At 29.2% G+C, this 13,318-nt stretch carries 13 protein-coding genes; 6 read left to right on the top strand and 7 right to left on the bottom strand.

The features are described from left to right. Positions 1–5 precede the first annotated feature (5 nt). Together BTO07_RS04145 and BTO07_RS04150 are read left to right on the top strand one after the other, a co-directional pair. Positions 6–587 (top strand): tRNA-(ms[2]io[6]A)-hydroxylase, encoded by a 582-nt coding sequence (locus BTO07_RS04145; protein WP_087520026.1) that lies wholly within the window; start codon positions 6–8, stop codon positions 585–587. A 92-nt stretch (positions 588–679) separates the two neighbouring features. After that, the gene (locus BTO07_RS04150; RefSeq protein ID WP_087520027.1) at positions 680–1,111 is read left to right on the top strand and encodes a DUF4268 domain-containing protein; all 432 of its coding nucleotides are present in this window, start codon (positions 680–682) and stop codon (positions 1,109–1,111) included. Between the two features lie 284 nt (positions 1,112–1,395). Here the strand turns inward: BTO07_RS04150 and BTO07_RS04155 are convergent, their stop codons facing one another. After that, complete coding sequence (locus tag BTO07_RS04155; protein WP_087520028.1) at positions 1,396–1,734, bottom strand: DUF4870 domain-containing protein; 339 nt, start codon at positions 1,732–1,734, stop codon at positions 1,396–1,398. 157 nt (positions 1,735–1,891) lie between these two features. Here BTO07_RS04155 and mnmE point away from each other — a divergent pair, with 157 nt between their 5' ends. Further along, a complete protein-coding gene (gene mnmE, locus BTO07_RS04160) occupies positions 1,892–3,286 on the top strand; it encodes a tRNA uridine-5-carboxymethylaminomethyl(34) synthesis GTPase MnmE (RefSeq protein ID WP_087520029.1) in 1,395 nt (464 codons plus the stop codon). 194 nt (positions 3,287–3,480) lie between these two features. Here mnmE and BTO07_RS04165 read toward each other — a convergent pair whose 3' ends face one another. The 3 genes from BTO07_RS04165 to BTO07_RS04175 are packed head-to-tail and all read right to left on the bottom strand — an operon-like array spanning position 3,481 to position 7,202. Then, a complete protein-coding gene (locus tag BTO07_RS04165) occupies positions 3,481–5,406 on the bottom strand; it encodes a pyruvate carboxylase subunit B (RefSeq protein ID WP_198342510.1) in 1,926 nt (641 codons plus the stop codon). A 38-nt stretch (positions 5,407–5,444) separates the two neighbouring features. Beyond that, positions 5,445–5,633, bottom strand: coding sequence for a hypothetical protein (locus tag BTO07_RS04170; RefSeq protein ID WP_087520030.1), 189 nt, complete (start codon positions 5,631–5,633; stop codon positions 5,445–5,447). Positions 5,634–5,645: 12 nt separating this feature from the next. Beyond that, positions 5,646–7,202 carry an acyl-CoA carboxylase subunit beta gene (locus BTO07_RS04175; protein WP_087520031.1) on the bottom strand — a complete coding sequence of 519 codons (1,557 nt, stop codon included), beginning with the start codon at positions 7,200–7,202 and terminating at the stop codon, positions 5,646–5,648. A 1,106-nt stretch (positions 7,203–8,308) separates the two neighbouring features. Here BTO07_RS04175 and BTO07_RS04180 point away from each other — a divergent pair. From BTO07_RS04180 to BTO07_RS04195, 3 genes are all read left to right on the top strand, one after another. Continuing rightward, positions 8,309–8,674, top strand: a complete 366-nt coding sequence (locus BTO07_RS04180) for a YchJ family protein (protein ID WP_087520032.1) — start codon at positions 8,309–8,311, stop codon at positions 8,672–8,674. Positions 8,675–9,330: 656 nt separating this feature from the next. After that, positions 9,331–9,846, top strand: coding sequence for a hypothetical protein (locus BTO07_RS04190; RefSeq protein ID WP_087520033.1), 516 nt, complete (start codon positions 9,331–9,333; stop codon positions 9,844–9,846). Positions 9,847–10,024: 178 nt separating this feature from the next. After that, positions 10,025–10,384, top strand: coding sequence for a hypothetical protein (locus BTO07_RS04195; protein ID WP_087520034.1), 360 nt, complete (start codon positions 10,025–10,027; stop codon positions 10,382–10,384). A 1-nt stretch (position 10,385) separates the two neighbouring features. Here the strand turns inward: BTO07_RS04195 and manA are convergent, their stop codons facing one another. The 3 genes from manA to BTO07_RS04210 form a co-directional block, all read right to left on the bottom strand. Then, positions 10,386–11,603, bottom strand: a complete 1,218-nt coding sequence (gene manA / locus BTO07_RS04200; protein WP_087520035.1) for a mannose-6-phosphate isomerase, class I — start codon at positions 11,601–11,603, stop codon at positions 10,386–10,388. 10 nt (positions 11,604–11,613) lie between these two features. Further along, positions 11,614–12,024, bottom strand: coding sequence for a hypothetical protein (locus BTO07_RS04205; protein WP_157663280.1), 411 nt, complete (start codon positions 12,022–12,024; stop codon positions 11,614–11,616). 74 nt (positions 12,025–12,098) lie between these two features. Then, positions 12,099–13,253 carry a response regulator gene (locus BTO07_RS04210; RefSeq protein ID WP_087520037.1) on the bottom strand — a complete coding sequence of 385 codons (1,155 nt, stop codon included), beginning with the start codon at positions 13,251–13,253 and terminating at the stop codon, positions 12,099–12,101. Positions 13,254–13,318: the final 65 nt, after the last annotated feature.

Genomic DNA, 13,318 nt, shown 5'->3' on the forward strand with positions numbered 1-13,318 from the left:
TTAGTATGTTAGGATTACAATTTGAAACCGAAACTTCTTGGGCAGAAATTGCCAAAGATAATTTACAACAAATACTTACAGATCATGCTTTTTTAGAGCAAAAAGCAGCTTCTAACGCTGTTTCTATAATTATTAATTATTCTGAAGAAACAGAGCTTGTAAAAGAGATGAGTAATATTGCTATTGAAGAAATGCAACACTTTAAAATGGTGCATTTGTTAATGGTAAAACGTGGAATGGTTTTAGGTCGTGAGCAAAAGAATGATTATGCTATTCGATTGCAAAAATTTTTTAAGAAAACAGGCGATAGAACAGATGCTTTAATTCAGCGTTTATTAGTTGCTGCTTTAATTGAAGCTAGAAGTTGTGAGCGTTTTAAAGTGTTTTCTGAAAATATGGAAGATGAAGAATTGTCTAAATTCTATAATAATTTAATGATTTCTGAAGCTGGACATTATACTACTTTTTTAAAGTTTGCCAGAGAATATCAAGATAGAGAGATTGTTGATAAAAAATGGAATGACTTATTAGCTTTTGAAGCTGAATTAATGAAAGAACGTGGAAAAAAAGCGACAATTCACGGTTAGAAATCCCAACTTAATCTTCCCAAAGGGAAGAAACTCTTATCCTAAAACTTTGCAACTTTACAACTCTGTAACTTTGCAACTAATTTAAAAATATGTTCTCTAAAGACGAAGCTGCATTATTACGTAAGGAATTTTGGACAAGTTTTGGAAAATCGTTTCCAAAGAAATGGTTGTTGTACAACACAAAAATAAAAGGATTCTCTTTTAAATTTGTGGCGGATAGAAAAAAAGCAATGGTTTGTTTGGATATTGAAAATCCTGAGGAATTGGTAAACCTACTCTATTTTGATAAAATGATTTCTTTAAAAACGTTGTTAGAAAATGAACTTCCTGAAGTTATTTTTAATGATGATTATGAGCTTGAAAGTGGCAAAAAAATTCATAGAATTTATGTCCCGTTTGAAGGAAAATTTAGTGTCCATAATAAAAATACGTGGAGAGATTGTTTTGAGTTTTATATGGAAACAATGCCAAAATTTGAAAATTTTTTCTACGAATATGAAGATGTTATAAAAAGTATCTAAATACTTCTCGTGCTAATTGTTTACTAAAAAGCCCGCGTTAAGGATTGAAACGGCATCCTTTTTTATTTTTACTTTATAAGAGTTATTATTGTTTATTAATAAAGAGATTGCCACAGTTTACAAAAAAGTAAACTTAGCAATGAAAAAATTAAAAAGATATAGTGGAAAGCCTGACCTGAAAGGTAACGCCCAAATTATCACTACAATTTATTCTGATAAAATACTGAAAACAAAAAAAATCGCCCAAATGAGCGATTCTTAAATTCTTACTTCTCTCTTTTCAACTATTTTATAAAAGTAATACTGAAAGGGTAACTTGGTGGTTCATTATTACTTGCTTTTATTGCATTTATGATTGGGAATATTAGATAGAAAAAACCTATTGCGATTAAGCCTAAAATGCCTAATCCTACCAATAAAATTAAAGGAATACAGATTAAGATGTAGATAAACATCGATATTCTAAAGTTTAGAATTGCTTTACCGTGTTGATCCATACCTAAGACTTCATCTTTCTTAGTAAGCCACAAAACCAAAGGAACGATAAAACCTCCAATACCAGTTACAAAATCTAGTAATTGACTTAAATGTGTAAGTACTAATAATTGTTTGTCTTCTTTCATGATTATCTATTCAATTTTAATTGTGTACTTATTTGACGCTGAAATTCTTGTTTTGTTACAACAATTAATGATTTAAAGGAATTGCACTATAAAAATACCAAATAATTTTAAGATAAAAATGGTATTTAGAATAAATTAAGCTGTGTATATTTGCAGTATGATTAAAAACGATACTATTATTGCTTTGGCAACTCCTGCTGGTGTTGGAGCTATTTCTGTGATTAGACTTTCTGGTGAAAATGCGATTACTATTGTTGATGCTTTTTTTAAATCTGTTAGAAAAGGTAAAACGCTGAAGAATCAGAAATCTCATACGATTCATTTGGGTCATATTGTACAGAATGATATTCTTTTAGATGAAGTTTTAGTGTCCGTTTTTAAAGATCCGAATTCTTATACTGGTGAAAATGTCATTGAAATTTCTTGTCATGGATCTAGCTTTATTCAGCAAGAAATTATTCAACTTTTTTTAAAAAATGGCTGTAGAATGGCTGATAATGGTGAGTTTACAATGCGTGCTTTTTTGAATGGTAAAATGGATTTATCGCAAGCTGAAGCTGTTGCTGATGTTATTGCATCGAATTCTGCAGCGAGTCATCAAATGGCAATTCAGCAAATGCGTGGTGGAATTACCAATGAATTGAAAGAATTGCGTGTTCAGTTATTAGATTTTGCTGCTTTAATAGAGCTTGAATTAGATTTTTCTGGTGAAGATGTTGAGTTTGCAGACAGAACTAAATTTAAAGAATTAGTGGCAAAAATCACTTTTGTTTTAAAACGTTTGATTGATTCTTTTTCTTTTGGAAACGCTATGAAATATGGAATTCCGGTTGCAATTATTGGAGAACCAAATGTTGGAAAATCAACTTTGTTAAATACGCTTTTAAACGAAGAAAAAGCAATTGTATCTGATATTGCAGGTACAACTAGAGATGCTATTGAAGATGAAATTATTATTGATGGTGTCGCATTTCGTTTTATTGATACTGCAGGAATTAGAGAAACTGAAGATGTTATTGAAAGTATCGGAATTAGAAAAGCTTATGAAAAAGCGGATAATGCGCAGTTAATTATTTTCTTAATTGATGCTAATAAATATATTTATTCTAGTGAAGAATTTTTAGAAGAAATTGAAACTATTAAAATTCGTTTTCCTAATAAACGTTTGTTAGTTATTGCGAATAAAGTTGATACTTTATCTTGCCACGACACTTCTATTTTAGAATCTGAAATTGATAATTTAATTTTACTTTCTGCAAAAAACAAAACTGGAATTGAGGCTTTAAAAGCTGAATTAACTTCTTTAGTTAATATTGGTGCTTTGAGTAATAATGAAACAATTGTTACCAATTCACGTCATTTTGAGGCTTTAAACAATGCATTAACAGCAATTACTTCTGTTCAGCAAGGTATTGACCTAGAAATTGGGACTGATTTGTTTTCTATTGATATACGTGAATGCTTACGTCATTTAGGTAATATTACTGGTGAATATGATGTTGATAAAGATATTCTTGGACATATTTTTGGGAATTTTTGTATCGGGAAATAGGTTAATACTTACATAAAAGCGTCTATAAATCGATAAAAACAGTTCTTATAACTCATTATTAATTTCAGCTTAAATACACCAAACACAATCTTATTAAGAAGAATATAATCTTATCATAATAAATTAATCTAAAGCACAAAAAAAAAAGGATGTCTAAATAAATAGACATCCTCTTATAATATGAACGTTTTGTATTATTTCTTTGGTTCAATTACCAATAAAACGTCGTCTTTACCTACAGAATCACCAGATTCTAATGTTATTTCAGTAACAACACCATTAACTTTAGATTCTAAACTATTCATCATTTTCATTGCTTCAACAACTACAAGTGCATCACCAACTTTCACTTTGTCACCTTTTTTCACTTTGTACTCAACTACCATTCCTGGTATTGGAGCTCTTACAGTACCTTCATTGTCATTACTTTCAGCTTTTTTACCTTTCTTCTTCTTCTTACGTCTAGGAGATGCTCCACCAGCATTTAAGCTAGCACCAGCCATCATAGGTACAGAAACAGTGAATTTTTCACCATCTACTAATACTTCGATATCTTGTAAGTTAGAATCACCAGATTTAGCAGTAAGTTCACCAGAAAGCGCTTTAGCAACTAATTCATCTTCTTTTTTAACTTGTTCTAATGTTTTAGGCTTAACGTCTGCAGGAATTGGCTCAAGGTCATATTTCCATTTTAAGAAACGTTTTCCAGTAACTGGATATAATGCACAAAGTACTTCATCATCTATGTCTTTAGCAAGCGTACCAAATTTCTCTTTTACAGCATCCATTTCAGGCTCTAAAATAGACCCTGGTCTAACTGTAATTGGAGTTTCACCTCTTTCGTATCCGATTAAGGCTTTTTTCTGAACTTCAGGATTTATTGGATGAGTTGTTTTTCCGTATAAACCATAGCAAAGATCCTTAACCTCTTTAGTAATATTAGAATACTCACCTTCGTAAGTATCAAATAATACATTGTTTACAGTTTGAACACCTACAATCTGAGAAGTTGGAGTTACTAAAGGAATATTTCCTAAGTCTTTACGAACTTTTGGTAATAAACGGAATACCTCATCTAATTTATCTAACTTGTCCATTGCTTTAAGCTGGTTCACTAGATTAGAAAGCATACCACCCGGAGTTTGGTGTAATAAAACATTAATATCAGTAATAGCATAATTAGGAGTATTATCTAAATGCTTATACTTAGGAATGTCTTTTTCCATTTCGCTTGCAATAGCTGTAATCTTCTTAATATCCATTCCTGTATCACGGTTAGTACCGAGTAAAGTCATAATAAGAGGTTCAACAGCTGGATGAGAAGTACGGTAAGCGTATGGTCCGATACAAGTATCAACAATATCAACACCTGCTTCAATAGCCTTTAATATAGATAAATCTGCCATACCTGAAGTAAAGTGAGTATGTAGGTTTAATGGAATATCAGTTATTGATTTAATCTCACGTACTAAATTGTAAATATCATAAGGAGCAATTAAACCTGCCATATCTTTAAGGCAAATAGAATCTACACCAAACGCGATTAAATCTTTAACTTTATTGATATAGTATTCTTGGTTATAAACATCACCACCTAAACGAGGTTGGTTTAATGTATAACAAACTACACCTTGAAAATGCTTACCATTATCTTTGATTACTTTTGCAGCAGTTTCAAAATTACGGAAATCATTTAATGCATCAAAACAACGGAAAATATCCATTCCATTATCAATAGAACGTTGTACAAAAGATTGAACAACATCATCAGCATAATTACGGTAACCTACTACATTTTGCCCACGTAACAACATTGAAAATGGTGTTTTTGGCATATGTTTTTTTAAGGTACGTAAACGCTCCCAAGGATCTTCTCCTAAAAAACGGTGCATTGTATCAAATGTAGCTCCACCCCATGTTTCCACAGCGTTATAACCTGCATCATCAATCATTTCAGCTACGTGTAACATATCTTCAGTACGACCTCTAGTCGCAAATAAAGACTGATGACCATCACGTAAACTAACGTCATTAATTTTAATTGGATTAGCAGCTTTTGGTCTATCTGCTTCGAATTTTAGTTGTGTCATTTCTAAGACACCGTGCTTATCGTATTTCACTATATTATATTTTTTTCGTTTTTATAAATAAACTTGTATTACCACTTATGGCCACCAAAGGCTCTACCATGCAAATGAGCAACATTTCTTGCACTCATTGCTCTATTAAGTCCCATTAACATCCAACGGTTCTCGTGATACTCGTCATGAGTCATATTCTGCATTCGGCTAATCATTATTGCAGCACCGATAGCAGCAGCTTTACGTTTTTTATCTTCTCTTGTCATAAGATATATCTTTTACAATGAAATATTTCCATGTTTCTTAGCAGGAAGTAACTCTGTTTTATTGCAAAGAATATCTAAACTAGCTATTAATCTTCTTCTAGTTTCAGAAGGAAGAATAACATCATCTATATAACCTCTTTCAGCAGCAAGGTATGGTACACTAAATGCCTTTTCGTACTCATCTATTTTCTCTTGTGTTTTAGCAACCTTATCTTCTGCATTTGCAATATCTTTACGGTAACTAGAAATTACTTCTACAGCACCTTTAGCTCCCATTACAGCAATTTCTGCTGTTGGCCATGCAAACACCATATCTGCACCTAAAGATTTAGAACTCATTGCTAAATAAGCTCCGCCATAATCTTTACGGCAAACAACTGTCATTTTTGGAACAGTAGCTTCTGAGTAACTCCATAATAATTTTGCACCATGACGAATAATACCACCCCATTCTTGGTTAACTCCTGGTAAGAATCCTGGAACATCAACAAAAGTTACAATAGGAATATTAAAAGCATCACAAGTACGAATGAAACGTGAAATTTTATCTGAAGCATCAATATCAAGACAACCTGCAGAAATCATAGGCTGATTAGCAATAATACCAACACTATGGTTGTTTAATCTACCATAACCAACAATACAGTTTTCTGCAAAGTGTTCATGAACTTCCATAAAGTATTCATCATCTAAAACCTCAGTTATAATATCTTTCATATTATAAGGAGTTCTAGCATCATCAGGAATGATTGTATCTAAAGAATCACATAATCTTTCAGGATCATCCCCCATAGGGATCATTGGAGCACGCTCCATATTATTAGAAGGCATAAACTCTAACAATTCACGAATTTGTTCAATAGTGTCTTCATCATTTTCACATGCAAAATGAGAATTACCACTCTTTGAATTGTGAACCATTGCTCCACCTAAGTCCTCAAAAGTTGTTTCTTCTCCAGTAACAGTTTTAATTACATATGGACTAGTAATAAACATATGACTAGTCTTCTTTACCATAAATATATAATCTGTCATTGCAGGAGAATATACTGCTCCACCAGCACAAGGGCCCATAATAGCAGATATTTGAGGTATAACACCTGATGCACGAGAGTTTCTAAAGAAAATATCTCCATATCCTCTAAGAGCGTCTACACCTTCTTCTACTCTAGCTCCTCCAGAATCATTTAGTCCTACTACAGGCGCACCTGCCTTTAATGCTAAATCCATTATTTTACAGATTTTAGCAGCATGCATTTCACCTAGAGAACCTCCACGAGAAGTAAAATCTTGTGAAAATGCAAATACAGGACGACCATTTACTAATCCATGTCCTACAATAACACCATCAGAGATTATATCTACTTTTTCCATTCCAAAATTAACCGAACGATGCTTTACGAAAGTATCAACTTCTTTAAAAGTTCCTTCATCAAAAAGTAAGTCTAAACGTTCTCTAGCATTTAACTTCCCTTTTGCTTTTTGTTTCGCAAGTCGCTCTACTCCACCCATTTTTTTGGCTTCTTCTCTTTTTTGTTTTAAAAGAGCAATTTTCTCAGCTACTGTCATATTTATTTATAAAATTATATCATTTTCTACCAGATAAAGATAATTATTACTCATTTATCTAGCACAATTATTCCTTTCTAAAGTTTCATTTTTATTTAATTTTTAATAAGTTGACAAAATCGTTGACAAATTTGCTATATATTGTTAATAATACCTCAAATAATAAACGATTAATACATTTTTTTTAGAAAAAAAATCAATTTAGCAATTATTTAAAACACATGCTAAAAAACACCGTAAAAAACTAATATACAAATACTTAAGCCAGCGAAATCGTTGTATTAATCATCATTTATTAAGCACAAAAAAAATAAAAAACCCTACCTAATCAGAATAATTTATACTTAAATAGAGAATTTTTATCACAGAAAAGCATAAATAGATTTTTTTATTTAATCAATTATGATTGATTATATCCCCTAAATAAATTTTTAAGTACAAATTTAGATGTTTAATTCGCTACTTATTCTTTTTAATTTATGTTCAAATTGAATTGATATACATATATGTATATCAATTCAATTTCTGTTTTAACAAAAAAAATACATCTTCAATAATTTTTTAATATTGAATTGAACATATAAACGCAACTTTTAGCGAATAATGATATAATAGTTTTACTCTTGGTTATCTTTAAAGGACTCTAATTAGAACTACTTATGGTACTTATTTCAACAATATTATATAATACCATCATTTTTATCAGTTGTTGATGCCTTTTTATATGCAGATAATGATATTTTAACAGGATATTGTTTTATTAAGAGCATGAAAAACGTAAATCTGCTGATACACCCACCCCCAAATTATGGGGAAGTAAAACTATATAGAAGATTTAAGTTAGGTTAATTACATAATTTTTACTTTTGGGGGCAGAGAGCGTAGTGTTTTTTTAGATTTCTTTCATTAGATTCGCACAGGAAAATGGTAGTGTAGATTAGGTATATGATCAAACATTTATACCTATAATATTATATGTTTGATTTGTAGTATTCAGAATATACCTGTACCCTGATTTGCATCTAAAAAACACAAATAGTTGATTATCAATATTTGTTGTTTTTTGTATCTGGAAGTAAACACAAATAATAAACTTATAATCCACTATGAATTGTCCTTGTAATCCTTCAAAACTATACAAAGAGTGTTGTCAAAAAGCACACAATAACATAGAAAGTGTTACCACTGCAGAACAATTAATGCGTTCTAGATATAGCGCTTTTGTTTTTGCTGATATTAAATACTTGCACAAAAGTCATCATAGTTCTACAAGACTTTCTAAAAAAGAATACAAAGAATTAGAAAAGTGGACAAAATCTGTAAAATGGGTTAAATTAGAAATAATAAATACGACAAAAGACACTGTCCATTTTAATGCTTTTTTTATAGAAAATGGAAATTTAGAAAATATACAAGAAAACTCTAATTTTTGCAAAGAGAATAATTATTGGGTTTATTTAAAAGGAGAATAAAATTAATCTTAACTTCTAATAGTTTATAAAGTCTACATTACTGTTTTAAATATTTTATTCATTTTTCTAATAAAATAAAATTTAATATTAAGAAAATCAGTAACTTTATAAAAACTTATATGTACCAAATGAATTTTATTAAAAAACTGGGTATAGCTAACTCCTTAATGTTAGTATTATGCATTCTTATTATTCTTGTAGCAGAATATCTTTTTCTAACTGGTGATAAATTGCATGGAATTTTTCTTGGCCTTTGGGCTCCTACATTATTAGGAGTAATGATTTACTTAAAATTAATAAATCATGAGCGCAGATAATATAGTTCTCTATCTTTCTATTTTTGTTGGTATATGCGTCTTTATTTGGGCTTACGTTATGATAAACGAATTTAATAAAGTTAGTAAAGATTAAATCTTATTTATTCCTATAAAGCTAATTTTTAAAAATATTATTATTTCATTTGATTGTAATTATCTTTTTTTACTGATTATACACTTATTATAGACAACCTATTTTAATTTCTAATTTAAAAAAAATGTATTCATTTTTAATGTTTATTAAATCATTTTTTTTTGATATTAATTGACATTTATCTTGTTTTGAAAAAAAGCAATTAGATACTTTTGCTTGATAAATAATCTTTAATAAAAATAATTTTGAAAAAAAGTATCTTAATAATTGTGTTTATTTTAACTAGTTTTATCGCTATTTCTCAAGAACATGAAAATTTTAAACATTTTAGAATCAGTCCAGTTATAAGTCACACGTTTATTCCTACAACTACGAGTGAAGGAGAACAAACAGTTATTGTACCTACTTTTGGTTTGGATATAGAATATTGGGTTAATGAAAAATGGGGATTTGGTTTCCATAACGATTTAGAACTTGAAACTTTTGAAATAGAAAGGGGACATGAAATTTTTGTTGAAAAAGAGTTTCCTTTAGTTATAACTTTTGATGCTCTTTATAAGTATAAAGAACATTGGGTTTTAGTTGTTGGTACTGGAGTTGAATTTGAAAAAAACGAAGACCTTTTTATCATAAGAGCTGGTTTAGAATATGAAGTAGAATTTGGTAATCATTGGGATGTCTCTCCTACAGTTATTTACGATCATCGTTCTAACAGTTCTAGTACTTGGGGTATTGGAATTGGAATTGGAAAAAGATTTTAAGGTTTATAAAAAAATAAAAATCATCTATTTTAAGAAGAGTATATTCTATTTATAAGAATATACTCTTTCTAAAATTTAATATATTTCTTTTACTTATGTTTGTAACAAATTATAATATGATAATTCTGTAATAAACTTATCTTACATTATAAATTCATACTATTTTATAAGTAAATAAATGACAGTTAAAGATTTAGTTGGTACATTTTCTATTATTGGTAGCAATCAAGATGCTGATGAAGATTCTTATAAAGGAGAACTCAGTTTATCTTTAGATAGTAATGAACGAATTATTGCCAAATGGAAGATCAACAATAATCAAGAACAATTAGGTACAGGTTTCTTTAAAAATAACATTCTCGTTATCAATTTTAATTACAAAGGTTTTGAAGATAAAATCTACAAAGGAATTGTAGTTTACAAATGCTTAAACAAAGATATTTTAGAAGGTTTTTGGTCTGAAGAACTTGCAGACCCTAAGTTTCTAGGAACAGAAAACTGTTTTAGAGTTTTGAACTCTAAAACAGTTTTAAATTAATTTATTTTGGTACACTTGCTTTATAAATTTCAGCTTCAGAATTCGTTTGAACTTTATAAGCTGTATCAGCTTTAATTAGAATTGATTGTCCTTTTTCTAAAGACATCGATTCGTTGTTTTGTGTAAAATTTGCACTTCCTTTTAAAAGCATCAATATTTCTACAGAATTTGAAATAGAACTATGTGTTATAGACTTTGTTAGTTCTATTTTACTTAGTTCAAAATCTTTAGCTATGGTTTTAAAAACAACTTCTCCATTTGCTTTGTTTTCAACTCCATGTAAAATATCAGGAATGGTTTCTTCAAACTTTGTGCTTTTAATCAGTTCTACAACATCAATATGTTTACTTGTTAAACCTGCTCTTAAAACATTATCAGAATTTGCCATTAACTCCATATTTACTCCTTCTAAATAAGCATGTGGAACTCCTGCATCCTGAAAAATGGCTTCTCCCCTAGATAAGTTTAATATGTTAAAAAAGTAAATAGAAAATATCCCTTTATCAATATTTTTAGAATCACTATTTGCTAATGATTTAGCGGCCCAAAATGCTGGTGAAGATTTTTCTAATTCATTCGATAAAAATTTAGGAAGAATTCTATCAACCAAAGGTTGTAAAACTTCATTTACTTCCTCTTGACTATATTCCATCACTTTTTTATAAAGACCTAAATAACCATCTTCTAAAAAAATATTTAATAAGAAACTTAACTCAGGTGTTTCTTTTATATTTTTTATTAATTTTTCTCGTTCTAAAAAACCATGTAACAACCAAAAATCAGTTAAGGCAACCATTATTTCTGGTTTGTGATTTTCGTCTTTAAAATTTCTGTTACTTGCAGTTAATGGAATTCCTTTTTCGTTTTCTTTTTTGTAGCCTATTTTAGCAGCTTCTATACTTGGATGTACTTGTATAGAAAGCATTTCTTTAACATCTAAAACTTTAAAAAGATAAGGTAATTTACCAAAAGTACTAGCAACGTCTTCTCCTAATTTCTCTACTGGATTTTGATTTAAAAATAGTTCTAAAGATATACTTCCATTTTCTGTAATTACTTTTGATGGTGCTTTTAAATGAGCTCCTAACCAATATTCTGCATACGCAGTATTTTCTTCAGCCTTTTCAGAAATTAAATTAGGAATAAAGCTATTTCCTCCCCAATCGTAATTCTGAACTTGACCTTCTATTCTATAAAATTTTTTACCTAAATCTTCCATTATACTTATCTTAGCAATTAATCAATTCATCAAAAGAATATACTCTTCTTAACAACACTCTTTCATCATCTTTATTTTCCAAATCTTCATCAGATATCTTTAAAATTTTCTTTATTAGATTCTTATCAAGAATGTTTTTTGGATTTGCGTATACAAATATATTAATATCTTCTGTATTTGTTAAAAATCGTACACCAGCTTTTACTGCTAACATTGATTCTTTCTCTTTTCTTAAGTTTAAGATAGAAACATCACACTTTGACGACTCTTTTAACTTATATAAAAAGTTTAGTCCTTTAGTATCATTACCATTATTAACAAGGCATATTTTAACTTTTTTACTAAAAGAAGATTTAAAAGACAGATTTTTTGAAATAGTAAGATCATTCTTCCCAAAAATTATAATTACACCTTTTTTCATAATGTTGTGTTTTAAAAATTTTAAATAGTAAACTAACACAGCATTCCACAATACTTGCTAACAAATTTAATTAATTATTTCTTTTTACTTTTTCTATAATGCCATGCAATCTGACCTAATTGACCAACAATTTTCACTGAATCTTTCATTGATAATTTAGAACCATCTGCATGAATCCATCTTTTTAATGGTTGTTCGCATAACATTTCTTTTGCTTTTTCTAAACCAAAATGAAGTGCTATTCTTCTAAAAATTTCAACATCAAAAATCCATTGTGTTACAAATTTTTCACCAAAAGAAATATCAATAACATCTTTATGGAAAATTTTAGCGCCACATTGTGTGTCTTTAAAGTCCATAGAAAGAATCTTTCTAATGATAAAATTAATAGTCATACTAATAATTTTTCTTGCAGATTCTTTAGTAATGTTAGCGCCCATTCTACTAATTCTAGAACCACTTACTATTTTATATTTAGCATTGTTTTCAATAGTTATCACTAAATCATCAAAATCTGCTAAATCTGTAGATAAATCTGCATCTAAAAATCCTATATAATCTAAATCTTCTTGTTTAGCCATATATAACATTCCTTGTCTTACAGCTTCTGCTTTACCCCCGTTTTTCTCACAATCGTAAACAGTGATAAAATCTTCTCTACCTTTTCTTAAGTTGTTTAAAACTTCTAATGTTTTATCCTTACTTCCATCATTTACAAAACATAAATGATATCCAGTATGTTTATCAATATAATCTGTAAATTCTTTACTCATTAATCTTTCTTCTTCATTATAACAAGGTATTACAACCCCTACACACCTTTGTTGAATAATAGTATTTGTGTATTTCTTATCAGAAGAAACATTAGCAGGAACTCCAATTAATTTTTTTGTTCTTAAACCAACTTCGGTTAAACTTAATGGCTTTTTCATGTAATCATTAACTCCTAACTCAAAACCTTCTGTAATCATTTCATCATCTGTATTACCAGATAAAATCATAATTGGTGTATCAGATTTTTTTACATCTCTAATATGTTTTACAATTTCTAACCCCGAAATAGTTGGCATATTAATATCAACAATTACTAAATCTGGCTCAAAAGAATCGTATAATTCAATTCCTTTTAAACCATCCGTTTCCGTAATAACTTCATATCCCATTTCTTTTAAACGAACCTCTAATGGAATTAATACTAATTTTTGATCGTCAATGGCTAATATTTTCATAATAAGTTTTTTTTGGTTACTCTGTGATGTAAAAATACTTCTGTTTTATCTTTAATAAAATGATT

The sequence above is a fragment of the Polaribacter sp. SA4-12 genome (assembly GCF_002163675.1).
Classification (GTDB): domain Bacteria; phylum Bacteroidota; class Bacteroidia; order Flavobacteriales; family Flavobacteriaceae; genus Polaribacter.

Coding starts and splice junctions, on each gene's coding strand:
- BTO07_RS04155 (WP_087520028.1), bottom strand. CDS start 1,734: ATGAAAGAAGACAAACAATTATTAGTACTTACACATTTAAGTCAATTA.
- mnmE (WP_087520029.1), top strand. CDS start 1,892: ATGATTAAAAACGATACTATTATTGCTTTGGCAACTCCTGCTGGTGTT.
- BTO07_RS04170 (WP_087520030.1), bottom strand. CDS start 5,633: ATGACAAGAGAAGATAAAAAACGTAAAGCTGCTGCTATCGGTGCTGCA.
- BTO07_RS04180 (WP_087520032.1), top strand. CDS start 8,309: ATGAATTGTCCTTGTAATCCTTCAAAACTATACAAAGAGTGTTGTCAA.
- BTO07_RS04145 (WP_087520026.1), top strand. CDS start 6: ATGTTAGGATTACAATTTGAAACCGAAACTTCTTGGGCAGAAATTGCC.
- manA (WP_087520035.1), bottom strand. CDS start 11,603: ATGGAAGATTTAGGTAAAAAATTTTATAGAATAGAAGGTCAAGTTCAG.
- BTO07_RS04210 (WP_087520037.1), bottom strand. CDS start 13,253: ATGAAAATATTAGCCATTGACGATCAAAAATTAGTATTAATTCCATTA.
- BTO07_RS04150 (WP_087520027.1), top strand. CDS start 680: ATGTTCTCTAAAGACGAAGCTGCATTATTACGTAAGGAATTTTGGACA.
- BTO07_RS04175 (WP_087520031.1), bottom strand. CDS start 7,202: ATGACAGTAGCTGAGAAAATTGCTCTTTTAAAACAAAAAAGAGAAGAA.
- BTO07_RS04205 (WP_157663280.1), bottom strand. CDS start 12,024: ATGAAAAAAGGTGTAATTATAATTTTTGGGAAGAATGATCTTACTATT.
- BTO07_RS04195 (WP_087520034.1), top strand. CDS start 10,025: ATGACAGTTAAAGATTTAGTTGGTACATTTTCTATTATTGGTAGCAAT.